Raw genomic sequence first — 25377 nt, forward strand, 5'->3', positions numbered from 1 at the left:
TTACAGCCCATTAATACTACGGCCATGCAGCGCATGCACGAATATCTCCGTCAACAGGTAAATATCTCTGAAGAAGACTGGCACATTTTTTCTGCCTGTTTTGAACCCAAAACCTATCCCGCCAAAACTTTCTATCTGCAGGCAGGGGAAACGGAGAACTACCTCACCTTCGTGGACAGTGGTGTGGTACGTTTTTATGTGGAAGATGCCAATGGCGATGAAACTACCGTCGGCTTTGGGTTTGATGGTTGGTTTATGTGCGTGTACAGTTCGTTCTATACCCGCCAACCTTCACGTTATTACGGTGAAACCATCACCGAAACAAGACTGTGGCGTATTCACTACGATGATATGCAGCGGATGTACGACCGCCTGAGGATCGTAGAACGGATAGGCAGGCTGGCAACGGAACAAATGCTGCTCTTTAAATCAGAACGGGAGCTGTCGTTGTTAATGAAGACAGCGGAAGAGCGTTACCTGGACCTGCTCAACAAATCTCCGCAGCTATTCCGGTATGTGCCGCTGAAACACCTGGCTTCCTATATCGGTATCACACCGCAGGCCCTCAGCCGTATCCGCAAACGTATTTCTTAACCCAGGTTCATCTGCCCGGGGATGTTTGTCCGCTACCTTTGCTGAAAACTATGTGAAGTGAGCGAAACAGACCCATTCCGTCAGATTACACGGGGCATTTACACCTGTCTGGAGAATACTGGAGGTGCATCCTATGATTTTAAGGCCGGTTATTATGAGCGGCTGGTCAGTACCCACTGGTTCAACCGCCTCTTTTGGGATACCTCCCGTAACGATTACCAGGAGTTTGCAGCCAAAGCTATTCTACGTACAGCCGGTACCGTGCTGGACATCGGTTGTGGCGGCCTTGCGCAGACAGCACAGCTGTACAGGGCCACCAGCAATGATTGTATACTGCTGGACCGCTCCCTTGAAATGCTGAAAATAGCGCGGGCCAGATTGTCTGCCGATAACGGCCAGCTGCCTTCCCACATACAGCTGTTGCAGGGCAACGCTTTTCAGCTGCCCTTCCCCGACAATACTTTCGATATCGTTTGCAGCTTTGGCACCATCCATCTGTTTGACAACAAGCGGGAGTTTGTGGACGAAGCATTGCGCGTGCTGAAGCCAGGCGGGAGGTGTTACTTCTATTCCATGACCAATGAACGAAAGATCAGCCGCGTTTTTATGTCGTCCCTGCGGCTGATACATGAATTCGGAGAAGTATACTCCGCAGCGCAAACATTGTCATTGTTCCATCAGCGGCCATTCCTCCTCCAAAGCCATCTGATTGGCAGTACCATATTCATTGAAGGACGGAAAATGGAATAAACTTACTGCTCAGTAGGCACTATGCGGGCCCGCGCTCTGGCAGACCATCCCACGATGATCAATGCCACTATGCTCCATAACAGCAGCTGCCAGGTGGCCATGTCCCAACCACCATACTGCCACGCTGCCACACCACACGAGGTGCCAAGGGCCGCGCCCATAAAGTAGGCGGTCATATATACGGTATTAAGCCGGCTGTGGGCATGTTCATGCAAACTGTATATCCGTGTGAAATTGGTGATCTGCGTGGCTTGTACGCCTACGTCCAGCAGGAAGATACTAACAGACAGCAACAGGATAGAATGTGGAAATATTTTCAGCAGCAGAATACTGACAATGACCATAGATACGGTAAATAACAGGGATTTATACACCTGTCCCTTATCTGCCAGTTTACCGAAGAGAGGGGCCGCCAGCGCTCCGCCGATAGCGATCAGGCCAAACAGCCCGATGCGGGAGGCGGAATAATGCAGCGGTGCAGCGCTCAGGTGAAAAGTCAGCGTTGTCCAGAAAGAACAAAACGTGCCAAACGTAAAAGCACCGAGCAGGGCTGCCTGGCGCAGTACGCTGTATTCTCCGATGAGTTTTATGGTAGATGATAATAGTTGTGGATAACTGCCCTGGAACTTCGGCGGTACCACCGGCAGGTAACGATACATGAGTATGGTCACGATGAGTACCAGCAACGCCGATATGGCAAATACGTAACGCCAGCCCAGCAGGTCAGACACGACGCCGGCCACTACCCGTGCGCCCAATATGCCAATGAGAATACCGGCAAACACGCGCCCTACGGTTTTGCCCCTGTCGCCGGTACTGATAGTTGCCGACATGGGCAACAGTATCTGCGCTGGCGTGGAACCAATGCCCACAAAAAAGCTGAGCAGGCAGATAAGTTGTATGCTGCGCGCAAAACTTAATAGCAACAACGAAAGAAACAACAGGCTGGTCAGCCCGGTGATCAGTTTTCTACGGTCCAGCTTATCTCCCAATGGCAGCACGAAAAACATGCCCAGCCCGTAACCCAGCTGGGCGAGGGTGGATATCCTTCCGGCTTCGCCGGCAGTAGCGCCGGTAGCGGCGCTGATATCATTCAGGATGGGCTGGTTGTAGTAGATGTTGGCCACCACCACACCGGCGGAAATAGCCATCAGCGGGATGGTGAAAGGATGGTAAGGCGTTGTTTTCATCTTACAAACCTACATTGGCAGGGCTGCGGAAAACTTGTACTTTTGAGGATATTACTTGTATCAAAATGAGATTGATCCAGCACGACGATTTGTTTATCCGGCATTTTCAGACAAAGGAATGGCCCTTTGAACTGCACAACCACAATCATTTTGAGCTGATCTTTATTCATCACGGAGAAGGTACGCACCAATTGAATGGGGAGACTTTCCGTTATGCAGGCCCCTGTGTCTATGCGCTGGCACCGGAAGATGAACACATCTTTTTCATTGAACAGGAAACGAAATTCACCGTACTGAAATTTACCAATGTATACCTGGGGCAACAATTACAGGCAGCTGCCAAAGAGCTATGGGAGCAACGTTTTCAGCAGCTGATCGTGGCTACGCGCTCGCATGGCGCACCGGCAGCCATGCCGGAAGCGCTGGCCCGTATTGGCAGTGTGATGCTGGTGATTGCGGCAGAATGGACGCTGCATCCGGTGCCATCCAACGAAGGGGTGTTACATTTGATACGGGGGGTGCTGGCGATGCTGGCGGAACTGCCCACGGAAACGGAACAGGGGCCGCAGCGCTCTGTGGCGCTCACACAGGCCATGCATTATATCCATACACATATCGCCAGTCCTGAACAGCTGCAGCTGGAGGTGATGGCGCCAGCGCTGCAAATGGGAAAGGCGCGGTTACAGGGACTGTTTAAACAGGAGCTGGGCACTTCTGTCCGGGATTATATCAATGAATATAAAAGCCGCCAGATCGAAAACAAACTCCGGTACAGTGACATGAGTATTAAGGAAATCGCCGTCCGGTATGGATTTGGCGACCTCAGTCATCTTAATAAGTTCTTCCGGAAAATGAAAGGTATCAACCCCCGCTCTTACCGGGCACAGTTAAAATCAGGTGAGGACGCCTGACAGGAAATCAGCATAAAAATCCGGTACGGGGCTATTACGTATGCCCGTTAGCGTTAATTTCATATCATATTCCACTTTCCGTATCGTTGCATGGAACAGTTCGGGCAACGTAGGTGCGTTCCTGTTACAGATCTCCAGCCGGAGGTAAGCCGCCAGCCGGTCGGGCTCTTTGCTGCGCCCTGCGGAGCCGGTATTAATAGCAATTTTCTGTCCGTTGCCAATGGCACGGATATACGACAGGTGCGTATGCCCGGTGATGAGGATATCTGCGCCGGCGTTATTCATCATTTCCAGCAAGGCTGCTTCCGGGTGATCGGCGTAGAGATAGGTCTCGTTGCTGTCGGGAGTGCCGTGCGCCAGTAAAATGCGGTAACGGCCAAAGCTGAGATGTAAGAGGGATGGCAGTGTGCGGAGGAACTGTTTGTTATCGGCCGTAATGGTGTTCCGGGTAAATTCGATGGCTGTCAGCCGGGCGTCTCTTTCTTCCGGGCCGTGTTTGGCCAGGGGCTTTACCGGCAGGTCAAAAGCGATGCGTTCATCGTGGTTGCCCATAATGGTAGGAATGCGCAGGTTACGGACCCGTTGTATCACTTCGTTGTGCCAGGGAGCTGCGTCGGTAAGATCGCCCAGGCAATAGAGCTGGTCGGCCCCATAGCGGGAAATATCTTCCAGTACGGCCTCCAGTGCGGGCAGGTTACCATGGATATCACTAATAACGGCTATTTTCATCATCCTCTCTTTGGGGTGAAGGTAGGAAAGCGGGAGTACAGAAAAGTGGTATCAATCGCAGGAAAAGTTGTACAAATATTTAGGGATTTTTTGATTTACGGATTTTGGAATTTATTCAGGCATTTTGCTATTTGGAGGTTTATCAATGATAACATATCCAAATAAATTCCAAAATCCGTAAATCAAAAAATTCCTAAATCTTATTTAGCTGGTGTGATCACGAGTTTCCTGAATTCGATCGGACCGTGGTCGCCCTGGATGTAGATCGGACCGGGTTCGCCTTCGTTGCTGTCCAGTGCGCCGCCGGTGATGCCGGGGATTTCCTGGTTGTTGATCACGGTTTTACCGTTTACTACGATGGTCACCATCCGTCCGATGAGCGTGATGTCGTAAGTCTGCCATTTGTCTGGACCAAGCGCGTTGATCTCGCTGGGTGCGAGGAAGCCGTATACGCCGCTGAACAGTACGCTGGACGGGTGTGTGTCCGGACTGCTGTCTTCGATTTGTACTTCATGACGGCCTCTCAGGTAGATACCGCTGTTGCTGCCTTTCTGGTATCTGAATTCAGCGTGCAGTTTGAAGTCGGTGAATTGCTGGTCGGAGACGAGATTGGCGCCGGAATGGGGGCTGGTAAGGATACCGTTTTTCACTACCCACTGGTTTTCTTTGCCTGCGGCTTTCCATCCGGAGAGGTCTTTACCGTTGAACAGGTCGATGGGTTTACCCCATGCTACTGTGCCGGTTTTTTTCATGTAAGGTGCTTTCACGCCTTTCCAGTTGTATTTTTTGCCTTCGCTGGTGGTGATGGTGCCCTGGATGCCGGCGTCGGTCAGTTCACCTTCGATGAGGAAGTCCTGGTTGCCGCCTTCCCACTGTGGTGGGATGGAGAAGCTGAATTTGCCATTGTCGAAATTGACTTTAGCAACGGGCCGGGCGCTGCCGGAGGTGCCTACAAAATATCCCACGAGGGTTTTGAAGCCGGAGAGTTTCACTTCCAGCCAGGAAGGGGCGGATTTGCCGTTTTCGTCGATGGTGATGTCCCAGCGGCCAATCAATGCTTTAGCATCTGTGGGCGCCTGAGAGGTGTGGGGCTGCGGCCGGCCGGATGCCATTGCCGGAGCCATGGCTCCCAGTGTTAATAAGCCGCTCATGCCGAGTACCAGGATGTTTCTGCGCATATGTATCATGTTTTTAGCTGATTCGTGAAATCTTTCAGCAGAACAAGATAGCGCTTATTCGCAGTTTTACAAATGCCTATCTTACCACAAACCGCAGGTATTTACTGAACACGCCCATGGTGGAGATGCCCTGGATGACGCACACAAATACGCCCGGGAGATCGTTGAGCCGGAAGGAGAAATTGGCGTGGCCTTCTTCGTCGGTATTGATCAGGTGGTTCCAGTACTGGGTGGTGTTGTAATTACGGGTAGTGACGGTGTCGCTGGCTTGTTGGAATTCCGGTGCCTGGTATACCGGCTTCACTTTTTTCACATAACCGGGTTCCTGTTGAGGGGCAGGTATTTTAGGTTTGGCGGCAGCGGGTGTGATGACGGTGGCCGCTGTTGTTTCTTCCGGCGTGAAGAGTGTGCTGTCAGCCATTTCTTCGGGGGTATAGGGGTAGTTGATTTTAGCCAGTTGATAGTTGACTCTTTCAATATCATTCAGAAAATTGATTTTAAATTCAGACTGGTTACCTTTCACCACGCTGAGGATGGCATCTGGTTGCCCGGAAGCGGTGTACAGCTGGTAGGAGTTGAGGCAGAAAATGCCGTCTTTATTGGTTTTGAGGGTAATCATTTCATTGTTTTTCATCAGCAGCATGGGGATGGGCTTTTTCACTTTTTTAGTGCCTTTGGTGACGAAGCCGCTGACCGGGTTGAGTTCCTGTTGCGCAGTGGAAAGATCTATCGAAGCGGGGAGCCGGTACTGGTCGATGTAATAGTAATGGCAGATATCCCATTTGTCGTGTTTGCGCAGTCTTTTTTCGCATACGCAGGCCACGGAGAACAGTCCCTGTATGGCTTTGCCGGTGGTGTCGGTCAGTACCACGCGGCAGTTGACCATGCCTCGTTGCTGATAGGCAGCGGAGTCTGTTTCCAGCTGGATGCAGATATTGGAATCAGGTATTTTCAGTGTAGCCGTGCGGGCGGTATCGGCCGGTGTTTTTTTCATTTTAAAGGGGGGCTGATGTGGTTTGCGGACAGATATCCATTGCTGGAATTCCTGTTCGTGGTTATCAGCGATGTAGTTGTTGGTGTAACCTACGAGGGCGTAGTCGCCGGCGGGGAGGCTGTCCGGCAGGTCCAGCATGCCTTTGCAGACGCCGCGGTCAAATGCAAAACGTTCGTTGAGTACAGGTTTATGGGTGTTGGGATTGATGAGTGCTACGAAGAGTGTATGATAGGGAAGGGTATCAGTAGCCTGGATATTGAGCAGGTAGCCGGTGAACCATATTTTTTCTGTGGGCGTATAGACGTGTTTGTCCGTATGGATGTACAGTCCTGTGGAGTTGATGTCCCTGTTTTGTGCAGTGCAGGGTGCGTACAGAAAAATGCTCAGTAGCAGCAGTGTAGCGTTTTTCATAGTGGTCTGGTTAGTTGTAGTCAACAGTTTGCGTGGAGGCCGGGAAGGGCCGGTTAATAGATGGTGGTGGAGCCGGTGCAGTCCTCACCATGTTACTGCAATACTACAGCAGAACCAACTTTTAAATCTCCTGATTTCCCTAAAAACCAACGATTAACGTCGGATTAACATGTTGTTAGACAGGCCCTTCCGTAAAAATACCCTCTGTCCTGTGATTTTTCTCTTTATCCGGCGAACAATTAAATAGTAACATTATTTTTCACCAATGGATTCAGTTATCACAGATCAGTTCCTGGCCGTTGTAGAGGCACACAAGGGCATCATTTACAAGGTGGCCAATGCCTGGTGCAGGCAGGCGGAGGACAGGAAAGACCTGGTCCAGGAGATCATTATACAGTTATGGAAAGCATTTGGGCATTATGATAGCGGGCAGGCGCGGTACAGCACCTGGATATACCGTATTGCGCTGAATGTGGCCATTTCCTTTTACCGTAAGGAAACCCGCCGTCAGGCTGCAGCGGACAGGCTGGAAGCTACGGTGCTGGAAATGGTGGACAACGGACCGGCAACGGAAACAGATGAGCAGTTGCAATTGTTGCAGCGGTTCATCCACGACCTCCGGGAGCTGGACCGTGCGCTGATACTCTTATACCTGGAAGAAAAAAGCCACCCCGAAATTGCGGAGATACTGGGCATTTCCGTGACGAATGTGGCGACGAAGATTGGCAGGATCAAAGTATTGCTGAGACAGCAATTTTCACGTATTAAAACGTAATCGTCATGCAAGACACAGACATCATTCATCTTTGGAAATCGTACGAAAAGCATTTGGACGAAAACCTGTTCCTTAACAAAAAAAACGCAGCAGAAATTACCGGCATTAAAATCCATTCGTCTATCGCCTCCATGAGACCCATTAAATATTTTGCGCTGCTGGCGGGCATTTTATGGGTGGCATTTATTGATACGCTGCTGGTCAGCATGTTTAACACCGCCAGTCCGTTTTTCCTGGTGTCAATGGGCATTCAGTCCCTGCTCACCACCATCGCTATCGGTATTTATCTCTATCAGCTGATATTGATCGAAACAATAGATATTTCAGGGCCCGTACTGGACACGCAGGAAAAACTGTCCGGGCTGAAATCCTCTACCTTATGGTGCGCCCGTTTGTTATGGCTGCAACTGCCGGTGTGGACTACCTTTTACCTGCACGCGGCCATGTTCATTAAAGAGAATGCATGGCTGCTGGCCATACAAGGGATCGTGACGGCTGGTTTTACCATCGCGGCGATCTGGCTTTTTGTGAATATCCGTTATGAAAACAAAGACCGTAAATGGTTCCGATGGCTCTTTGAGGGAAAGGAATGGACGCCTGTGATCCGGTCCCTGGAAATGTTGGAAGAAATAAAGGCATTCCGGGAAGGAAAATGAGCGGGTGGAGTGAGGCACGATGGTCTCTTTCGTATCGTCCTCGGAAACATCTTCGGAAACATCTTGAAGACATCCACGGAAATATCTTCGAACGTAATCCACACGATCAAACAAATCGTAGCCCAGGGCTTTAGCCCTGGGACCATGGGCATCACGGTTGCTGGCGGCGCAGGGTGTATTCAGGCCCGCCGGTTTTTTCCGCCTGTCCCGGGGCCTGTATGGAGTGGTCTTGCAGTTGAATGGTGTTGTCATCAATGATGGAGAAGGAAGTGCCCCGGTCAGCCAGATTTTTATAAGCCAGGTAGATGCTTTTGCTGACACCATCATAGCTCCATTTACCGGTATTGTCCATCTCGTGTTCCGGCTTGCCTTCTTTGGACAGATAACTTTCTTTCATGGTGAAAGTGGAGTCTGCATGGAAGGTAATGGATACGTCCCTTTTCTGGGCGCCACCGGGAATAGTGCCCTTAAAAGTGCCGGCATTAAAAGCGGCTGTTTTAGGGAAAGGCTCAGGTTCGGGAGCTGTAGAATCAGGCATTTCTTTTTGGCTGGAAGTATTGCTGTTGTTGCAGCCCAGTGTGATAGCGGCAGCTACCGTACAGATCAGGAAGAAAAAAGGTGTTTTTTTCATACAGCAGTTTTATGCATTAACAGCGGTATGCCCGGGTTTGTTTGACGGGAAGGGTCAGTGTGCAGAAGTTTTGGAAAACAGGTTCACGATGATCACACCAACGATGATGAATAATAACCCGATGATGGCCGCGGTGTCCAGCTTCTGGCGGAACATCACCACCCCGATGATGGACACCAGCACAATACCGAGGCCGGACCAGATGGCATACGCAATGCCCAGCGGGATTTGTTTCAGGGTAAGGCTCAGGCAATAAAAAGCAATGGCGTAGCCGGCAACGACGGTGACGGAAGGCCAGAAACGGGAAAACCCTTCGGAGGCCTTCAGGGCGGAAGTCGCGATCACCTCTGCTACAATGGCTATCAGTAATAGTACGTATTTCATCAGCTTCGGTTTACGGCTAAAATAGCAGATGTGCCCCGGAAAAAAATTTTTTTATCTGATGAAAAAACAGGCGCTTCATACAAAAACGTATAGGCATCAAGGAGTTACCGGCAGTAGTCCGGGACACTACATCCTGCTAAAATCGTTTATCCCCGGTAGTTAACCTCAGGACATGCGCTAACAGGGAGACGGACCGTTTAATCCAGTACCGGTTATTCTTTTTCGGATAACCGGTTTTGCTTAAATTAGCATTTCCTATACTTTGTGTTTACTTATGTCAATGACCAAACTGATTGCTGTTGCACTGTTGAGTACTTTGCCCCTGACCACTGCCGCCCAGAAAGATTCCCTGCCGGACAATGGATTGAAACCCCTGCAGATAAAAGGCAACCTGATGCTGCCGGGTATCGGCTTTTCGCTGGAGAGGAAGTTGTCGCACCGGACCTCCTTACACGCGGAGATGGACCTGGTGGGTTACTATTACTATACCTACAGTGATTATTACGGAGGTGACTGGGGATATGAACTTGTCCCCGTAGCCCGACTGGAAGAACGTTTTTATTACAACCTGCGTAAACGCCTTGCCAGAGGCAAATCTATGCGCAACAACAGCGGAAATTTCTTCGCTATCAGCGGGAGCTACTTTTTTGGGACCGTTGCCAACCGTAACATGGGGCGCAGCCAATGGGCATTTTCCTTACAGCCGCTATGGGGGATGCAACGGGGCGTAGGCAAACATTTTAGTTTTGATGCCCGCTTTGGTCTCGGCCCTGTATATTATAGTGATCTCCGCAGATGGGAGGTACAACCCCGCGCGCAATTAATGTTAGGATATGTTATCAAATAAACGTACACGGCTATACGCTGTCGCACTGATGTTGCTGTCAATTGGCTGGACAGCCTGTTCTCAGGGGCCTCTTAAAGGGTTTAGTGTTAACGGAAGAGAGCACCGGTCGGACTATATCCCTATAAAAGTGAAGAAAGGGCGGAAAAAAATCCATCCGTCGATGTTGTTCAACGAAGCGATGCGGGACTACTGGATTACCCGGAAATGTTTTCCGGCCACGCTGCAGCAGTTTGAGTATTCGGGCGACAAAGCCCGCAGGGCGGTGAAAGATATGCGAGAGTCAGGATTCACCCATCTTGAAATAGGTTATTCGCTGCTGGATTCGATGGAGGTGTTTTTCCGGCATAAACCGGTATTTAATCCCGTTATCGACGATGCTTCACTGGCCGTGGACGCCAGCGGGAAATTTATATACACCGCAAAAGATTCTTCGGTATTTAATATCACCAAACTGGACAGGGGATTGTTTACACGTTAAGGATGTCCTGTCAGGGCTTCCCGATTTTTTTAGTTAACTTGGATAGCTAACCAAGACCTGTTCCCATGAAAATCGCTACTTATAATGTCAATGGCATCAATGCCCGTTTGCCGGTGCTGTTACGCTGGCTGGAAGAGTCTGCGCCGGACGTGGCCTGCCTGCAGGAGCTGAAAGCGCCACAGGAGAAATTTCCGGAACTGGCTATCCGGGAGGCGGGATATGACGTGATATGGCACGGCCAGAAGAGCTGGAATGGTATTGCGATCCTATCGAAAGTGGGAGTGCCTCAGGAAATCAGAAGGACGCTGCCGGGAGATGAGGAAGATGTGCACAGCCGTTACATGGAAGCTGCTATCAACGGCGTATTGATTGGTTGTCTGTACCTCCCCAATGGCAATCCTGCACCAGGGCCTAAGTTCGACTATAAGCTCAGCTGGTTCAAAAGGCTGACGGACCATGCACAGGAACTGCTTTCGCAAAAAACACCGGTCATCCTTACCGGCGATTATAATGTGATGCCTACTGACCTCGATGTTTACAAACCGGAGCGCTGGGTGGATGACGCCTTGTTCAGGCCGGAAGTAAAATCGGCTTTCCATACGCTGGTGGCGCAAGGCTGGACAGATGCCATCCGCAAGCTGCATCCCGACGAGAAGATTTATACTTTCTGGGATTACTTCCGTAATGCTTACGAAAGAGATGCCGGCCTGCGGATTGATCACTTCCTGCTAAGCCCCGAGGTAGATAAACGCCTGGTTGCCGCGGGCGTAGACCGTCACGTGCGGGGATGGGAGAAGTCCAGCGACCATGCGCCGGTATGGATAGAGCTTAAAAGTGTATGATCACGCTACGCTGACTTTCTGTACCGCTGTCAGTACTTCCAGTAGTTCAGCCTGCAAGCTTTGGCCTTTATCTTCATTGTACCACTGCTGCAATTCGATCTTCGTCCGTTCAAAGTCTGCTTTCTCTGCTTTCAGCTGGTTGTACAGCACCTGGCAACCGGCAGGCCTGGGGCCCCATACAGCCATATCGTTACCATCGTTGTCACGAATAATCAGTTTGGGGATGGACTTGGTGCCGTTGGTCAGATATTGTTCGATCAGGAAGGGCGGCGTATCGCGTAACTGTATGTCGATCGTGATCAGCGGATTCAGTGCTGCTATTTTGTGAAGGAAAGGCACAATATGTGCTGCATCGCCACACCATGGTTCGGTGATGATCACCCACTGTTGCGGTGTGGTGATATCTTTTACCGCAGCTGTGACAGCGTCCGTAATTACGCCGGTTTTCAGCCAGCGTTGTTGTCTTGACCAGTTGAGTTTGGTGTAATTGAAATAATCCGGGTTGTTGTAAGGAGCCTTCGGTTCCGCGTCTTGCAGGATGTTTTCAAACAGCTGCAAATAGTCTGTAAAGTTCATCTCTCACATTTTTATTGTTGAAGGCCGGAAATAATTTTCCGGAAGGCAGCAGCGGCATGGTGTACTTGTACGCTCCATTCTTCTGCTGCACCGCCATCGGCGCCATCCGTGATATATTTCAGGCACAGAAAAGGTATATTCTCTTTCATGGCGACCATCGCGAGGGAGTAGGCTTCCATATCGATCACATTGTAATCGACAGTGGTGTGGCCTGTCTCGAAGTTGTCGCCTGTACCGCAGATGCCATGCTGAAAGCCGTCCAGGTGAAGGCCGTACTCCAGCACTGGTTCCAGGTCGGAGAAAGGCGTTTCATATTTACGGTAGCCGAGGCCGGTAACATCCATGTCCCGTTGTATAAAACGGTTGCAGCATACTACCTCGCCGCGTTTGAAAGTGTTACTGCCGGCAGAGCCCAGGTTAACGATCAGTCCGGGTCTTTCTTCCTGTATCTTTTTAGTCAGGTTAAAAGCAGCGTTCACCTTTCCGATGCCGGCAATCAGGATATTATCCTCGTTGAATTCTTCTGCTGCTTCTGAGCTGAGGGCAAAGACAAAAAGTGGTCGCTGGTTCAACAGGCTGGTGATATGCTGCGTCTGTACTGACGGTCCCTGGATCATATGTGTTCTACGGTTGTGTTGGTAATTAAAAACTGCCGCAAAGTTACGTTAAAATGCGGTACCGGGGCGGTGTTTTGAGGGTGTGGTTACCTGAGGGATACCGGTGTTATTGACTTACATTTATTACTTTAGGCATACTATGGGCCCACAGCAACAATTTAATGACACCCTGCAGCAATGGGTGGCCTTTCTCGACGATTATTCACTGGAGATGATCTGCCGGCCTACGAAGGCGGCGGCATGGTCACTCGGGCAGGTATATATGCATATCATTGACGATACCGGCTGGTTTGTAGAACAGGTCGCTACTGCCCTCGTAAGCCAGGCGCATCAAGATCAGGAAATGACGGAAGAAGGCAGGCAGATACTGGCCAACGGCTTTCCGGATATACAAATCGCAGGGCCGGCCACCAATACGTTTATTCCACAACCGGAAAGCCTTGACCAGCTGCGGCAAGGATTGTTGTCCATTCAACAGGCGATTGCGGAACTGTGCCGCGATGGTGATTTTGCTTGCGCGACGGGCAAAACGAAGCATCCGGGCCTGGGGTATTTCACGGCAGCGGAGTGGTTGCGTTTTGCGGAGCTGCATATGCAGCATCACCTGCGGCAGAAAAAAAGAATTGATGCGGCGTTGTTTGCCGGCAATACCGTGAACAAATCGGTCTGTATTCAGGCATCGGCAGCCACGGTGTGGGAGATGTTGACCAACCCTGAAAAAATAGGGCGGTGGATGATGGACACGCCGGTGCATATCGAGTCCGATTGGCAGGTGGGCAGTCCGCTGGTATTTACCGGCGATCTGCATGGTATTGCTTATGAAAACAAAGGCGTGATATTACAACTGGAACCGGAAAAACTGCTGGTTTATACACATTGGAGCTCCCTCTCCGAAAGGCCGGATGAACCGGGGCAGTACGGCACTATCACTTTCCGGTTGACCAGCACCACAGCAGGCACGGTGCTGGATTTTACCCAGACGAATACCGGCAAATATGCCACGGACCGGCATGTTAACTACTATTGGGGTACTGTATTGGTATTGATTAAAAAACTTTGCGAGGCAACGGTCTAAAGACGGGCTTTATGCCTGTCGCCCCAGGCTTGCAGTTGCTGGAAAATAGGTTTTAATTCATGGGTGCTTTCCGTCAGCTCGTATTCCACGCGGGGCGGTACTTCCGGGTAAACGGTGCGGGTCACCAGTCCGTCTTCTTCCATTTTACGCAGCTGCAGCGTCAGCATTCTTTCCGTGATCTGCGGTATTCTCTTTTTCAATTCCCCGAAGCGCAACCTGCCTTCGAACAGATGACAACAGATAGCCAGCGTCCATTGCCCGCTGAGCAAGTTGATGGCATAGACTTCCGCGCATATTTCACCAAGACTGTTTTTGTTGGCCTGATGGGTAGAGTTTTCCTTGATTTTACTCATACTTACACAACTGTTAGTATCCTACAATTGGGTGCTAAGATACAACACAATAGCGGATGGCTTTACATTTGCACCTGTTGATAAAAACAAGACAAATGTACACACGAATGATCGCCCTGTTGTTGTTGATAACAGCATTTTATTTTCCTGCACAGGCCTATGCTGTAAAACCTTCTGCCATGAACACCGCCAAAGATACCACTGCTGCGGTGAGCCTTTATGGTTTCCTGCGTCCTAAAAAAGAACATGCCGCCACGCTCCGGCGTGAGTTGCTGGCATTGGTAGCGCCTACCCGCGCGGAAGCCGGTAACCTGGTGTATAATATCCATGAAGAAAAAGATGGCGCTATTTTCATTTATGAAGTATGGCGTTCACAGGCCGATCTGGATAAGCATATGCAGCAGCCGCACCTGAAAAGGTTTATGGGACAAGTGTCTGCATGGCTGGCCAGTGATATCGAAGCGTATTCCGGTAAACTGATCACGCCCGTAAAAAAATAAGGGCTGTCGGTTTTGTTCTATTTTCCGGGTACGGCGACAGGTAATTTTGAGTAAAATTAAAAACAATGAAATACCTGATCATACTCGTTGCCCTGTTAAGCGTTGCTCACATTGCCACTGCCACTACTCCTACTACTCCGGAAGAAGATAAAGGAAAAGCCCTGCTGGTGCTTCAGACCAAATGCAATATTTGTCATGTCCGCAATAACCCTTTCCGCATTTTCAAAGAAAAGAACATGGAAAGAAATGCAAAGGATATCTATAAACAGGTATTTGTAAAAGGACGTATGCCACTCGGCAACGAAGTGAAGTTGACAGAAGAGGAGCGGGAAACGCTGAAAAAGTGGCTGGAAGCGAATATACATTAAGGACATTGCAGACGCGGCGCCGGGGAGTAGTGCGGCTGTTCTACGCCCGTGCGCCGCGTTTGTATTGGCGCTTTTCCCTCAAATGTTCCACTTTATCCCTTTCTGCTTTTGGTACTTCTCCTTCCCTTTAATAGTTTCCTACCCCCTTACGGATTTTGTTGGTAGTTTGTATGGTATTGATAATCAATATATTAAAATATCTTAGCAAGATCCGTATAGTAAAATTGCAAAATTTGCATAGTTTTTATGGGTTTTCATTAAGTATTTCCTGTTTTTATTGAAAAAATATTTCAAGATGTGATGATTTGTTAGTGAATATTTATAGTTTTGCATTAAACGTTGAAATATATCCAAAACAATCTTATATCAACTAACAAAATGATCACACTAACTGCAAAAACAAACGATATCCTCCATTTGGAGAAGGGAATATCCCTCATTAAAGATTATTTCCCGGCACGATTAAGCCAACGGCTGTCGCTGACTAAAGTGTCTGCCCCTTTGTTCGTTCAATCCGGTACAGGATTTAATGATGACCTGAACGGCGTGGAAAAACCCGTAAAGTTCAACCTGAAAAATATTCCCTATCCGGTGGAAATTGTTCAGTCACTGGCGAAATGGAAACGTATGCGCCTGCATCAGCTTGGACTGGAGCCGGAGCAAGGCATCGTGACAGACATGCGGGCTATCCGTCCGGATGAAGTCGTGTCACCTATTCACAGCTTTTATGTGGACCAGTGGGACTGGGAAAAACGTATCCTGGTGGAACATCGCCGCATCAGTTACCTGAAGGAGACGGTAGAGCAGATCTATCAGGCAATTCTGGATACCAACGCCATGTTGGAAGAAGCACACGAAAAGTCACTGGACCTGCCTTCATCTGTGTATTTCATTGATAGTGAAACACTGCTGAAACGTTATCCTGGCCTTACACCTAAAGAAAGAGAAAACCACATTGCGAAGGAATATGGCGCCGTGTTTATCATGGGGATCGGCGGTCTGCTGTCGGATCGGGCAGTGCATGATGATCGTGCCCCTGATTATGATGACTGGTCTACAGCCAACGAAGAAGGATTCAATGGTCTGAATGGGGACCTTATCCTGTGGAACCCGGCCATGAATAGTGCGCTGGAACTGTCTTCCATGGGTATCCGGGTAGATGCGGGTGCTCTCCGTGAACAGCTTTCGCTGAAAGATTGCGGAAGCAGAAGTGAATTGTTGTTCCACAGCAATGTATTAAACGACGTATATCCGTTGAGTATGGGTGGCGGCATCGGGCAGTCCCGCCTGTGCATGTTCCTGCTGCAGCGCAAACATATCTCTGATGTACAGTCTTGTATCTGGCCGGAAAATATTTAAATATTTAAATATTGAAATATTGAGAAGTCCCAAAAGGCGTGCGGCTTTTTGGGACTTTTTCATGATGGGAGTTGTAGTGATGACGGGAACAACGGAGACGCCTATATGATGCTACTGCGCAGTGATAATTTCTTCCACCGTTCTTCCAAAAACAAAAAAGTCTCCCCATCATACATACATAATTGTATTATAAAGAAAAAAATATGGCCGTTGCCGTGAATTTACTATTGTTTGAAACCTGCTTTTCCCCTTATCTTTAACAGAGAAATATGTCAACTAGAATCTAAACTAAATCTAAAAAAAATTGTCAACCTGTATACCCGGCCCTTTATGAGGGAGCATCTATCTGTACCTGTTTCCAATCAATACCAGTTTATAGTTCAGGGCTTCAGTCCTGGGGGAGCAGCACAGCGATGACTTCTACATCTAAACGCGCATATCAACCAAATTTCGAGATCAATTAAAACAAGAAAACATGAGAAAACTTCTCTGGTTATCGGTGATGCTATCACTGGTGACGCTGTTGTCTCCTGGGTCGGCTTATGCCCAGAAGATGAAAACAGTGCTAGGCACTGTATTGAGTGAAGACGGCAGCCCCATGCCTGGTGTCACTGTAAGGATCAAAAACACGAACCGTAATGCTTTGACGAATGCTTCAGGCATATTCCGCATTGAGGCAAAGGAGGGGGAGAGCCTGGAACTTTCCTTTATCGGTTATGAAAACAAAAGCGTCAAAGTAGGGGAGGGCAGTGAACTGACCGTTCGCATGCAAACGTCTGCCAGCGCGTTGGAACAGGTGGTGGTAACCGCTATGGGCATCAAAAAAGAGAAAAAGGCGCTCGGCTATTCGGTGCAGGACATTAAATCCGCCGAACTGCTGAAAAACAAAGATGCTAACCTCGTTAACTCCCTCAATGGTAAAATTGCGGGCCTTAACATCACCAACTCCGGCGGTGCGCCCGGTTCTTCCGCCTCTATCGTTATCCGCGGCGGTACTTCCCTGGAGCGCGACAACCAGCCGTTGTTCGTGATCGATGGCATGCCGATGGACAACTCCACCGGTCAAGGCGACAACAGTGCTTTCGACGGCTCTGTCAACATTTCCACCACCAACAGCAACCGCGCGATGGACATCAACCCTGAAGATATCGAGTCCATCTCTGTGCTGAAAGGTCCCGCTGCCGCTGCGCTCTACGGCCTGCGTGCTGCTGCCGGCGCCATCATCATCACCACCAAAAAAGGTACCGCCGGCAACGTCACCGCTTCTGTGACCAGCCGCTATCTCAATAACTGGGTAAACCGTTTGCCCAAACAACAGGGCCGTTATAAACAAGGTTCCTATTATAATGGCACGTTCAACGGCCAGACAGCTTTATCCTGGGGCGATCCGTTCAAAGATGGAGAACAGGTTTACAATAACATGGGTGATTTTTTCCAGAATGCCCATGCTTTTGATAACAGCTTCACGGTTTCCGGTGGTTCCCAGACGGGCAACTTCTTCCTGTCCGGTTCCAACCTTAACCAGTCCGGTGTAGTGCCCACGACTGACTATGTGCGGTCCACCGTGCGATTCAACGGAGAGCAGAAAATCGGCCGCTTTACTTTCGGCCTCAATGCGTCCTACGCTACCAGCGCTACGCAGAAAACCCTTACCGGTACCGGTTTGTGGGGGTCTAACGGCACCGGCTATATGGAAAGTATCATCGCCTGGCCCCGCAACGATGATATGAAAGTGTGGCTCAATCCTGATGGCACCAAACACCGGCTGTTGCCAGACCTGCCACTGGACACCGATGTGGACAACCCTTACTGGATCATCAATCGTAATCCGCAAACCGACAAAACCAACCGTTTTATCGGTTCTGCCTATGCCAGCGTAAAAATTACCAACTGGCTGGACGTGACCTATCGCCTCGGGGTAGACAACTATACCACACAGTTCCGTAACCTTATCCAGCCCGGTTCCAGCGTAAAAGAAGCGTGGCAGAAAGGTATGCTGGCCGAAACAGATAAGAACTACAGCTATGTGAATTCCAACCTGATGGTGACTTTCCACAAGACCTTCCACAAGGATTGGGATGTAAACCTCATAGCAGGTACGACTGCGGAAGACACTTATCTGAAATCCAATTCTGCCCGTGCGGAAAATTTCTCCCTGCCTAATTTTATCAGCATCAATAATGCGGATAAAAAGAACCAGTATATCAACCAGGCCATCAACCGTAAACGCCTGGCCGGTTTCTACGGTGACTTGCGACTGTCTTACAAGAATATTGTATACCTGAGTGCTACGGGCCGTAACGATATTTCGTCTACGTTGCCGGAGCAGAACCAGTCGTTCTTCTATCCTTCCTTCAGCGGTAGTTTGGTCTTCACAGAACTGTTGCCTAAAAACGACATCCTGAGCTTCGGTAAAATCCGCGCTTCCTGGGCACAGGTAGGTAAAGATGCGCCGGCCTATCAGACGCTGACTTACCTGTTTGGCCCCGAGCTTACTATTGGCGGCGGCTATCGCAACTTCTGGTCACGCGGTAACCCGAACCTGAAGCCGGAGACCACCACCTCTACCGAATTCGGCGCCGAGCTGCGTTTCCTGAAAGGCCGCCTGGGACTGGATGTGACTTACTATCAGAACAGAAGTACAGACCAGATCCTGACACCGCGTGTAAGTAATGCCACCGGGTATATCCTCAGCTCTGTCAATACCGGCGAGATACAGAACAAAGGTTTTGAGGTCAGTATCAATGCAACGCCTATACGCAACAAAAACTTCAGCTGGGATGTGATGCTGAATGCTTCCAAAAACAAGGGTGTCGTGAAAGCCCTGCCGGGTGCACTGCCTATCTTGTACGTGACCGACGTGCAGGCGGGCAATGCCAAAGCCGCCTCTTTCGACGGCAGCACCTTTATGGGTATCAGCGGCTCCAAATGGCAGACCGATGAAAACGGTAACCTGCTGCTGGACTGGAATACCGGTTATCCGCTGACATCTACCTCCACCACTTCGTACGTGGGCAACCGTGAGCCGAAACTGCTGGGCGGTTTAAACAACAGCTTCAGCTACAAACAGTTTAATTTCTCTTTCCTGTGGGATTTCCGTATAGGCGGCGACGTGTATAACGGTACCGAATACCTGCTGACAGCCTATGGCCTGAGCGAGCGTACCGCCAACAGAGGAGAAGACGTTACATTCAGCGGCATGGCGAAGAATCCGGCTACCGGTAAGTTTGAGCCGGTGACCAAAACAGTAAAAGCCACAGAGAAATATTACCGGGACATCTATACCAATAACGCACCGTTCTTTATTGAGAACGTGAACTGGATGCGTTTGCGTTCCGTATCGCTTTCCTATTCACTGCCTAAATCAGCCCTTACCCGTGCCCCTTGGTTGAAAGATGCTACCATTACCGCTTCTGGTACTAACCTGCTGCTCTTTACCAACTATTCCGGTATGGACCCCGAAACCAGCGCCGCCGGCGCCGGTGTGGTGGGATCTGGCTCTGTAGGTATTGACTATTGCGGCGTACCGGCTACTTCCGGTTTCGCGATTGGTATAAACCTTAAATTTTAAATGTTACGGAAATGAAAAGAATCGCATATATACTCAGTCTGTCACTCGCTTTCAGTTCCTGCAAGAAGTGGGTGGATATCAACGATAATCCTAACAGTGCCAATTCTACCGTGCCGGCAGCAGAGCAGCGCCTGCCCTCGTTGTTGGCGCAGTTCAGCGACGCCTACGAAAGTACCGGTACCCGCACTGCTTTCCTCGGACAGCAGCTGGCTACCGTATATGCCAACGGTGGCAATAACTATAACCTCACTGCCTGGGTGTCTAACGGCGCCAATGCGGGCTGGCCCTGGCAATGCTGGTACGTGAACACCGCGGTGAATGTAGCGCCGCTGATCGCGGCCGCGGAGAAAGTACAGGCCTATCACTACATGGGCGTGGCTAAAATCATCAAGGCATGGGGTTTTGGTACGCTGGCAGATGTATACGGTATGCTGCCTTATGATGAATTTGATAATCCGCAGATACTGACACCTAAGTTCGATCAGGGTGATTATATCCAGCAGAAAGTACTGGGCCTGCTGGACGAGGCTATTGCTGACCTGCAGAAAACACAAGGTATAGCAGCGCCAGCGCTGTCTGTCGGCGATACCTACAACAATGGTAAAGTGGACAACTGGATACGGCTGGCTTATGGCCTGAAAGCACGTTTCCTGTTGCACGCTTCCCAGCAGACCGGGTTTAATGCCCAGGCTGTGCTGGATGCCGCTGCTAAAGGCCCGCAAACAGAAGATCAGAGCACGGTACGGCAGTATATCGATGAAGGGCCGGATGTTCCGGCTACCAATAAGGAAGCGTTGCAATACTCCAATACAGGGCTTACCGCCAGGGTGACCAAACTGTACATCGATTATATTTCCAACAAATATACCGGCGCCCCCACCGGCGCCAGCAATATGGAAGATCCCCGCCTGGACTCGCTGATCCCCAGCCAGGCAGACGGTACCGGCGTGTTGCGCCGCACCATGGGCGTAGACATGGCCTCCAGCGTGCCTACGAACGGACCGCTGTCCTATACTTATAATGCCAAGACGAACAGCTTCAGCAATAAGGACTCCATCTATGTAGTGATGCGTAGAGTGCCGGCTATTGCTGGTGCTAACGACCGTATACAGTCTACCGGCACCTGGTATACCCGCCGTGGAAGCAAAGGGTTGCTGCTGACCAACGCAGAGATGCGTTTCATCCAGGCGGAGCTGTTATTTAAACAAGGGAATAACATCGAAGCGCTGACGGCCTATAAAGCTGGTATTCGTGCGCATATGAGCCTGATGGGCATTAAAGCGGGCGTTATTGACGCTTTCCTGAACAGTACTTCCGTAGAACAAGATGCGGCCAAACTGACGCTGAGCAATATCATGATCCAGAAGTACATTGCGCTGTCCTATTCGCCGGAACTGTGGTCGGACCTGCGCCGGCTCAACTATTGTGCGGATGGTGCGGGCAACTACAACGAAACCGTAGGCGTGTATAAAGGCTTTAAACGCCCTACCCATGTTAATAGCCTGTATTATCCGGCACAGACGGATTGGCCCCGCCGTTTGGCCATTGCCAGCTATGAAATCAACTACAACATCGAGCAGGTATTGAAGGCAGACCCTACGGCGAATACGCCCGCTTATCTCACCAAACCGGTATGGTGGAACAAAGCACAATAAATCTTATATCGCATAAAAAACATACAGCCGTCTCCGTAATGGGACGGCTGTTGCTTTTAAACAGGGTTTCCGGTTAGCGGCCCAGGAAGGTATCTACCTGGTTGAAGAACCATTCAGGTTGATCAGTCATGATGAAATGGCGGGCATCATCTGACATCGAAATAACAGCTTGGGGCGCCTTCTGATATTGTGAGCGATAATTTCCCAGCACCATGTCGCGGCTGATGCCGTAGTTTTTATAACCTATCCAGTCTGCCAGCACCAGCAAGGGACAGGTGATCAGGTTCAGCTGCTGACGCAGGTCGGTGGTGTACAGTTCATACATCACCTGTGCCTGGGTAGGGGCATGGCTGCGCATCGCCATATCCATCACAGGGACACGGTTGATGCTGTCGGTGATCAGGCTGGGAAGGATCATCAACTGGCTGGCACGTGTTTGTTCCGGTGTCTGGGTGGCCATACTTTTTTGTATGTTGGCGGCTATTTCGCGCGTTTGTTGCGGGGTAGCGTCCGGGCCCATGGCGAATGCCGGGAAGAAAGGGCCGGCGCTGACAGTCACCACTTTTCCTGGCAGGTCGGGGTACAGGATGCTCAGCTGCAGGGCTATCCAGCCGCCGAGGCTATGGCCGACGATGGTGGGTTTTTCCAGTTTATTATCCCGGATAAATCCTGCCAGCTCACGGGTGATGGTTGTCATCATGCTGTCAGACTTGATGGGAGGCTGTCCGGCAAATCCGGGCAGTGTCAAGGCATAGCAGGTGTAGTGATCACGGTAATGTGCAACAGATTTGTCCCACACTTCGCCAGAGCAATACAGGCCGGGGATGAAAATAATGACTTTGCCTTTGCCTTCTTTTTTGATGCCGAAGGAATAGTGCTGTGCATGTACTTCGGGCCTGATCATAGCCAGATACAGGCAAACGAACGTGAAAATGCGGACAGGTACGTATTTGAAAAATGGTATCATATAGCGTTGTTTTATTGGTTGAAGCTGGCACAAAGTGAATTATTCTGCAGGGATGATAAAAATCAATGTGACAAAAAGCCTGTTATCAAGGATGAAATAGTGCTTTCAGCAGATGTGGCCTGTTGGGCTGCCCAGGAGTGGCCCGACACAGCATTTAATCCATCCGTAGCCTGTTTTCGTCAATAAATGTTGTTAACTTACCCGGAGCATGCTACTTTGCCTGACTTATGCGACAGTTTTTAACCAAATATAAAGGGATGCACATCCTGTTTTGGATGTGTAGTCTCACATTCTGGACCTATTCCACGTGCAATACCTACCATGTGTCTGTATGGGAATCCATGCGGAATAACGGGATATGGCTGGTGCTTCAGGCCATACTGGTTTACTCCATTATCTATTGGCTGATGCCGCAGTATTTCTACCGCAGGCAATACTGGCGGTTCACGCTGGCCTCGACGGCATGTTGGCTCGCTATGTCTCTGCTGAATGCCTGGGTGATGCTGTCGCTCGTGAAATCAGATCATCCACAGGCGCAGCTGGGCAGCGTTTTCTCTTTTGCCGTATTTACATCGATGACCAATTTTTACGTTTGTTTTGTGTTTATCGCGGCCAAAACGGTTAAAGATAAACTGGAGGCCGAACGGCATCAGCGGGAAGCAGACAAGGAGCGGACGGAAAATGAACTGCGGTTCCTGAAATCACAAATGAACCCGCATTTTTTGTTTAACGCCATCAACAGCATTTATGTGCTGATACGCAAGGACCAGGAGATGGCGGCTGGCACATTGGCTACTTTTGCAGATATGCTGCGTTATCAGTTGTACGAATGTAATACGGAAACCATCCCGGTAGAAAAGGAAATAGCGTACCTGAACAACTATGTACAACTGGAGCAGCTCCGGAAAGGAAAAGCGTTGCAGCTGGATTACCAGGTAGGGGAGAATGTCCGTCATTTTTCCATTGCTCCGCTGCTATTAATTCCTTTTGTGGAGAATGCATTTAAGTATGTGTCTACCTACACTAATCAGGACAATCATATCCGGTTGACACTGGACTACCAGGACAACAATTTCCTGCTGGAAGTGGAGAACAGTGTGGAACCGATGGCCAGCCGGCCGGTGATGAATGGTGCGGGCGGTATCGGGCTGGAAAATGTGAAACGCCGGCTGGAGCTGATCTACAAAGGGAACTATGATTTACAGATCACCCCGGGTGATCGTGTTTTTACTGTAAAACTGACCATAAAAATAATATGAATCTGCGTTGTATTATTGTTGACGATGAACCACTGGCCAGAGAAGGGCTGGAGCTGCTGGTCAGGGAAACCGGCTTCCTGGACTTCCTTGGCGGATGCTGCAATGCCATGGAAGCCAGTCAGGCGTTGGCGCGCGAAAAAGTAGACCTGATGTTCCTCGATATTGAAATGCCGCGTATCCGTGGCATCGATTTTTTGAAAGGGCTGGCATCTCCTCCGTTGGTGATCATTACTACGGCTTACCCGAATTTTGCATTGGAAGGTTTCGAGCTGAATGTACTGAATGTACTGGATTACCTGGTGAAACCTATCACACCGGAACGTTTTCTGCGTGCGGTCAACCGGGCACGGGACATGTTTACAGTCAAACATACGCCCGCGCCGGAGGTGGATTTTTTCTTTATCAAATGTAATAACAGCTACGAAAAAATCAACTACGATGATATTCTCTATATAGAAGGCACACAAAACTATGTAACGATCAATACACGGCAGGGCAAGTTTATGACGCTGGCCACAATGAAATCGGTGGAAGAACAGCTTCCTGCGGGCCGGTTTCTGCGTATACAGAAATCGTTTATTGTAGCGGTGAACAAGATACAGTCATTATCAGGAAATGAAATTACCATCGGTTCCCATAAAATCCCGGTGAGCAAGATTTACAAGGATGAGCTGATGCAGCTGATCGACAAACACCTGATCAGGAAATAAAACGGGTGCTTAATATTTATCCTTTCTGAAAACGGGCGACCATTTACTTTTAGGTTCAAAATGTTTCCAGAGGAGAGCAGAAATTTCCCGGATCATGTTTACCGCTTCATTGTCGGCCACCCAGCGTTGGTCCTGGATGTTTTTGGTGCCGATATAGAAAACATAATCTCCGTGCGGCGCATTGACCAGCACTACTTCTGAACGGGATTCGTTGACAGAGCCGGTTTTGGCAGCGGCCTGTACATAAGGAGGGATTTGGGTGAGCGCCTGTTCATCGTAGTAGCCTTTGGTCATGAGGCGGTACATCCGTTCACTGGATGGACGGCTAATGACTTCTCCCCGGAAAATTTTTGCCACGAGGGTCGCCATTTCACGCGGGGTAGTCTGGCCCCAGCCGTATATTTTCCGGTTCTCTTCCCGGCCAGGGGTACGGGAGTTTACGCGGGTATCTTTTAAGCCATATTTCTCCAACAGGGCGTTGACGGCGGCGCCGCCACCTGCCAGCTGCTGGTTCCAGAGGGAGGTGGTATTGTCGCTGTAAGCCATCATTAAGGCAGCGAGTATACTGACTTCTGTTTCGGAGCTGTCTTTGAAAAACTGCATCAGGCCAGAGCCGCCGGTTTTGGCGGAATCGCGGTATATCAATGTCTGGTGGTAACCCAGCTCTCCTTTGTCTAGTTTGTCGAACAATCCTACCAGCAGCGGGATCTTTACAATGCTGGCGGTGGGGAAAATGGTGTCAGCATTGATAGCTGCCCATTCGCCTGTTTCTAACTGCTGCACATACACGCCGGCGGTGCCTTTGAACTTATCGACGATCTGCTGCAATCCTTGCTGTAACCGGGCATCCGGTTTTTTCTTCAGTTGCGAAAAGGTAACGGCTGGCCATAGCAGCAATGCCAGAAGCGTGAATCTATGCATAGGAATGATGAAATTGTACGGCAAAAAGATAAAAAGAAAAATGGATTAATAAAAGTACCTTGTCAATAACATCCAT

The 25377-nt window shown here is 49.8% G+C and carries 27 protein-coding genes; 16 read left to right on the top strand and 11 right to left on the bottom strand.

Annotated features, from left to right (window positions below; translation table 11 throughout):
- Positions 1-24 precede the first annotated feature (24 nt).
- Together HHL17_RS12875 and HHL17_RS12880 are read left to right on the top strand one after the other, a co-directional pair.
- Positions 25-594 carry a Crp/Fnr family transcriptional regulator gene (locus tag HHL17_RS12875; protein WP_169225116.1) on the top strand — a complete coding sequence of 190 codons (570 nt, stop codon included), beginning with the start codon at positions 25-27 and terminating at the stop codon, positions 592-594.
- Between the two features lie 57 nt (positions 595-651).
- The gene (locus HHL17_RS12880; RefSeq protein WP_169225117.1) at positions 652-1344 is read left to right on the top strand and encodes a class I SAM-dependent methyltransferase; all 693 of its coding nucleotides are present in this window, start codon (positions 652-654) and stop codon (positions 1342-1344) included.
- 2 nt (positions 1345-1346) lie between these two features.
- On the opposite strand, the gene HHL17_RS12885 is transcribed toward HHL17_RS12880, so the two are convergent.
- Positions 1347-2534 carry an MFS transporter gene (locus HHL17_RS12885; protein WP_169225118.1) on the bottom strand — a complete coding sequence of 396 codons (1188 nt, stop codon included), beginning with the start codon at positions 2532-2534 and terminating at the stop codon, positions 1347-1349.
- A gap of 65 nt (positions 2535-2599) precedes the next feature.
- Between HHL17_RS12885 and HHL17_RS12890 the strand changes: the two genes are divergently transcribed.
- On the top strand, positions 2600-3445 hold the full coding sequence (locus tag HHL17_RS12890; protein WP_169225119.1) for an AraC family transcriptional regulator: 846 nt from the start codon (positions 2600-2602) through the stop codon (positions 3443-3445).
- Here the strand turns inward: HHL17_RS12890 and HHL17_RS12895 are convergent.
- The 3 genes from HHL17_RS12895 to HHL17_RS12905 form a co-directional block, all read right to left on the bottom strand.
- Positions 3428-4177 (bottom strand): metallophosphoesterase family protein, encoded by a 750-nt coding sequence (locus HHL17_RS12895; protein ID WP_169225120.1) that lies wholly within the window; start codon positions 4175-4177, stop codon positions 3428-3430. The two genes, HHL17_RS12890 and HHL17_RS12895, sit on opposite strands and share 18 nt — an antisense overlap.
- Before the next feature lie 197 nt (positions 4178-4374).
- Positions 4375-5352, bottom strand: a complete 978-nt coding sequence (locus HHL17_RS12900; protein WP_169225121.1) for a 3-keto-disaccharide hydrolase — start codon at positions 5350-5352, stop codon at positions 4375-4377.
- A gap of 76 nt (positions 5353-5428) precedes the next feature.
- Positions 5429-6757, bottom strand: a complete 1329-nt coding sequence (locus HHL17_RS12905) for a hypothetical protein (protein WP_169225122.1) — start codon at positions 6755-6757, stop codon at positions 5429-5431.
- 265 nt (positions 6758-7022) lie between these two features.
- Here HHL17_RS12905 and HHL17_RS12910 point away from each other — a divergent pair, with 265 nt between their 5' ends.
- Positions 7023-7532 carry an RNA polymerase sigma factor gene (locus HHL17_RS12910; RefSeq protein WP_169225123.1) on the top strand — a complete coding sequence of 170 codons (510 nt, stop codon included), beginning with the start codon at positions 7023-7025 and terminating at the stop codon, positions 7530-7532.
- 5 nt (positions 7533-7537) lie between these two features.
- Complete coding sequence (locus HHL17_RS12915; RefSeq protein WP_169225124.1) at positions 7538-8188, top strand: hypothetical protein; 651 nt, start codon at positions 7538-7540, stop codon at positions 8186-8188.
- A gap of 151 nt (positions 8189-8339) precedes the next feature.
- On the opposite strand, the gene HHL17_RS12920 is transcribed toward HHL17_RS12915, so the two are convergent.
- A complete protein-coding gene (locus tag HHL17_RS12920; protein ID WP_169225125.1) occupies positions 8340-8819 on the bottom strand; it encodes a copper resistance protein NlpE N-terminal domain-containing protein in 480 nt (159 codons plus the stop codon).
- A gap of 54 nt (positions 8820-8873) precedes the next feature.
- Entirely contained in the window at positions 8874-9206 is a 333-nt protein-coding gene (locus tag HHL17_RS12925; RefSeq protein ID WP_169225971.1) for an SMR family transporter, read from the bottom strand.
- Between the two features lie 277 nt (positions 9207-9483).
- Here HHL17_RS12925 and HHL17_RS12930 point away from each other — a divergent pair, with 277 nt between their 5' ends.
- From HHL17_RS12930 to xth, 3 genes are all read left to right on the top strand, one after another.
- Complete coding sequence (locus HHL17_RS12930; protein WP_169225126.1) at positions 9484-10050, top strand: hypothetical protein; 567 nt, start codon at positions 9484-9486, stop codon at positions 10048-10050.
- Complete coding sequence (locus HHL17_RS12935) at positions 10037-10528, top strand: hypothetical protein (RefSeq protein WP_169225127.1); 492 nt, start codon at positions 10037-10039, stop codon at positions 10526-10528. The genes HHL17_RS12930 and HHL17_RS12935 overlap by 14 nt, the downstream gene beginning before the upstream one ends.
- 65 nt (positions 10529-10593) lie before the next feature.
- Positions 10594-11370, top strand: a complete 777-nt coding sequence (xth, locus tag HHL17_RS12940; RefSeq protein ID WP_169225128.1) for an exodeoxyribonuclease III — start codon at positions 10594-10596, stop codon at positions 11368-11370.
- Here xth and HHL17_RS12945 read toward each other — a convergent pair whose 3' ends face one another.
- Both HHL17_RS12945 and HHL17_RS12950 read right to left on the bottom strand, forming a co-directional pair.
- Positions 11371-11946, bottom strand: coding sequence for a thioredoxin family protein (locus HHL17_RS12945; RefSeq protein ID WP_169225129.1), 576 nt, complete (start codon positions 11944-11946; stop codon positions 11371-11373).
- A gap of 11 nt (positions 11947-11957) precedes the next feature.
- Positions 11958-12563, bottom strand: coding sequence for a 5'-methylthioadenosine/S-adenosylhomocysteine nucleosidase family protein (locus HHL17_RS12950; protein WP_169225130.1), 606 nt, complete (start codon positions 12561-12563; stop codon positions 11958-11960).
- Between the two features lie 139 nt (positions 12564-12702).
- Here HHL17_RS12950 and HHL17_RS12955 point away from each other — a divergent pair, with 139 nt between their 5' ends.
- Entirely contained in the window at positions 12703-13638 is a 936-nt protein-coding gene (locus HHL17_RS12955) for an SRPBCC domain-containing protein (protein ID WP_169225131.1), read from the top strand.
- Here HHL17_RS12955 and HHL17_RS12960 read toward each other — a convergent pair.
- Positions 13635-13991 (bottom strand): winged helix-turn-helix transcriptional regulator, encoded by a 357-nt coding sequence (locus HHL17_RS12960; protein WP_169225132.1) that lies wholly within the window; start codon positions 13989-13991, stop codon positions 13635-13637. The genes HHL17_RS12955 and HHL17_RS12960 overlap by 4 nt on opposite strands.
- A 95-nt stretch (positions 13992-14086) precedes the next feature.
- On the opposite strand from HHL17_RS12960, the gene HHL17_RS12965 reads away from it, so the two are divergent.
- The 5 genes from HHL17_RS12965 to HHL17_RS12985 all read left to right on the top strand — a co-directional run bounded on the left by HHL17_RS12965 (position 14087) and on the right by HHL17_RS12985 (position 21444).
- On the top strand, positions 14087-14491 hold the full coding sequence (locus tag HHL17_RS12965) for a putative quinol monooxygenase (RefSeq protein ID WP_169225133.1): 405 nt from the start codon (positions 14087-14089) through the stop codon (positions 14489-14491).
- 65 nt (positions 14492-14556) lie between these two features.
- Positions 14557-14859 (top strand): hypothetical protein, encoded by a 303-nt coding sequence (locus tag HHL17_RS12970; protein ID WP_169225134.1) that lies wholly within the window; start codon positions 14557-14559, stop codon positions 14857-14859.
- 378 nt (positions 14860-15237) lie between these two features.
- A complete protein-coding gene (gene asnA / locus HHL17_RS12975) occupies positions 15238-16218 on the top strand; it encodes an aspartate--ammonia ligase (RefSeq protein ID WP_169225135.1) in 981 nt (326 codons plus the stop codon).
- A gap of 475 nt (positions 16219-16693) precedes the next feature.
- The gene (locus HHL17_RS12980; protein WP_169225136.1) at positions 16694-19789 is read left to right on the top strand and encodes a SusC/RagA family TonB-linked outer membrane protein; all 3096 of its coding nucleotides are present in this window, start codon (positions 16694-16696) and stop codon (positions 19787-19789) included.
- An 11-nt stretch (positions 19790-19800) separates the two neighbouring features.
- On the top strand, positions 19801-21444 hold the full coding sequence (locus HHL17_RS12985) for a SusD/RagB family nutrient-binding outer membrane lipoprotein (RefSeq protein ID WP_169225137.1): 1644 nt from the start codon (positions 19801-19803) through the stop codon (positions 21442-21444).
- 73 nt (positions 21445-21517) lie between these two features.
- On the opposite strand, the gene HHL17_RS12990 is transcribed toward HHL17_RS12985, so the two are convergent.
- On the bottom strand, positions 21518-22411 hold the full coding sequence (locus tag HHL17_RS12990) for an alpha/beta fold hydrolase (protein ID WP_169225138.1): 894 nt from the start codon (positions 22409-22411) through the stop codon (positions 21518-21520).
- Between the two features lie 257 nt (positions 22412-22668).
- On the opposite strand from HHL17_RS12990, the gene HHL17_RS12995 reads away from it, so the two are divergent.
- Complete coding sequence (locus HHL17_RS12995) at positions 22669-23670, top strand: sensor histidine kinase (protein WP_169225139.1); 1002 nt, start codon at positions 22669-22671, stop codon at positions 23668-23670.
- Positions 23667-24380 carry a LytR/AlgR family response regulator transcription factor gene (locus HHL17_RS13000; RefSeq protein ID WP_169225140.1) on the top strand — a complete coding sequence of 238 codons (714 nt, stop codon included), beginning with the start codon at positions 23667-23669 and terminating at the stop codon, positions 24378-24380. Before HHL17_RS12995 ends, HHL17_RS13000 begins: the two co-directional genes overlap by 4 nt.
- A 9-nt stretch (positions 24381-24389) precedes the next feature.
- Here HHL17_RS13000 and HHL17_RS13005 read toward each other — a convergent pair whose 3' ends face one another.
- Positions 24390-25301, bottom strand: a complete 912-nt coding sequence (locus HHL17_RS13005; RefSeq protein WP_169225141.1) for a serine hydrolase — start codon at positions 25299-25301, stop codon at positions 24390-24392.
- Positions 25302-25377 lie beyond the last annotated feature (76 nt).

The sequence above is a fragment of the Chitinophaga fulva genome, from assembly GCF_012927205.1.
Classification (GTDB): domain Bacteria; phylum Bacteroidota; class Bacteroidia; order Chitinophagales; family Chitinophagaceae; genus Chitinophaga; species Chitinophaga fulva.

Coding starts and splice junctions, on each gene's coding strand:
- HHL17_RS12890 (WP_169225119.1), top strand. CDS start 2,600: ATGAGATTGATCCAGCACGACGATTTGTTTATCCGGCATTTTCAGACA.
- HHL17_RS12950 (WP_169225130.1), bottom strand. CDS start 12,563: ATGATCCAGGGACCGTCAGTACAGACGCAGCATATCACCAGCCTGTTG.
- HHL17_RS12915 (WP_169225124.1), top strand. CDS start 7,538: ATGCAAGACACAGACATCATTCATCTTTGGAAATCGTACGAAAAGCAT.
- HHL17_RS12905 (WP_169225122.1), bottom strand. CDS start 6,757: ATGAAAAACGCTACACTGCTGCTACTGAGCATTTTTCTGTACGCACCC.
- HHL17_RS12945 (WP_169225129.1), bottom strand. CDS start 11,946: ATGAACTTTACAGACTATTTGCAGCTGTTTGAAAACATCCTGCAAGAC.
- HHL17_RS12910 (WP_169225123.1), top strand. CDS start 7,023: ATGGATTCAGTTATCACAGATCAGTTCCTGGCCGTTGTAGAGGCACAC.
- HHL17_RS13005 (WP_169225141.1), bottom strand. CDS start 25,301: ATGCATAGATTCACGCTTCTGGCATTGCTGCTATGGCCAGCCGTTACC.
- HHL17_RS13000 (WP_169225140.1), top strand. CDS start 23,667: ATGAATCTGCGTTGTATTATTGTTGACGATGAACCACTGGCCAGAGAA.
- HHL17_RS12980 (WP_169225136.1), top strand. CDS start 16,694: ATGAGAAAACTTCTCTGGTTATCGGTGATGCTATCACTGGTGACGCTG.
- asnA (WP_169225135.1), top strand. CDS start 15,238: ATGATCACACTAACTGCAAAAACAAACGATATCCTCCATTTGGAGAAG.
- HHL17_RS12955 (WP_169225131.1), top strand. CDS start 12,703: ATGGGCCCACAGCAACAATTTAATGACACCCTGCAGCAATGGGTGGCC.
- HHL17_RS12970 (WP_169225134.1), top strand. CDS start 14,557: ATGAAATACCTGATCATACTCGTTGCCCTGTTAAGCGTTGCTCACATT.
- HHL17_RS12990 (WP_169225138.1), bottom strand. CDS start 22,411: ATGATACCATTTTTCAAATACGTACCTGTCCGCATTTTCACGTTCGTT.
- HHL17_RS12900 (WP_169225121.1), bottom strand. CDS start 5,352: ATGCGCAGAAACATCCTGGTACTCGGCATGAGCGGCTTATTAACACTG.
- HHL17_RS12885 (WP_169225118.1), bottom strand. CDS start 2,534: ATGAAAACAACGCCTTACCATCCTTTCACCATCCCGCTGATGGCTATT.
- HHL17_RS12985 (WP_169225137.1), top strand. CDS start 19,801: ATGAAAAGAATCGCATATATACTCAGTCTGTCACTCGCTTTCAGTTCC.
- HHL17_RS12960 (WP_169225132.1), bottom strand. CDS start 13,991: ATGAGTAAAATCAAGGAAAACTCTACCCATCAGGCCAACAAAAACAGT.
- HHL17_RS12920 (WP_169225125.1), bottom strand. CDS start 8,819: ATGAAAAAAACACCTTTTTTCTTCCTGATCTGTACGGTAGCTGCCGCT.
- xth (WP_169225128.1), top strand. CDS start 10,594: ATGAAAATCGCTACTTATAATGTCAATGGCATCAATGCCCGTTTGCCG.
- HHL17_RS12930 (WP_169225126.1), top strand. CDS start 9,484: ATGACCAAACTGATTGCTGTTGCACTGTTGAGTACTTTGCCCCTGACC.
- HHL17_RS12965 (WP_169225133.1), top strand. CDS start 14,087: ATGTACACACGAATGATCGCCCTGTTGTTGTTGATAACAGCATTTTAT.
- HHL17_RS12895 (WP_169225120.1), bottom strand. CDS start 4,177: ATGATGAAAATAGCCGTTATTAGTGATATCCATGGTAACCTGCCCGCA.
- HHL17_RS12995 (WP_169225139.1), top strand. CDS start 22,669: ATGCACATCCTGTTTTGGATGTGTAGTCTCACATTCTGGACCTATTCC.
- HHL17_RS12875 (WP_169225116.1), top strand. CDS start 25: ATGCAGCGCATGCACGAATATCTCCGTCAACAGGTAAATATCTCTGAA.
- HHL17_RS12935 (WP_169225127.1), top strand. CDS start 10,037: ATGTTATCAAATAAACGTACACGGCTATACGCTGTCGCACTGATGTTG.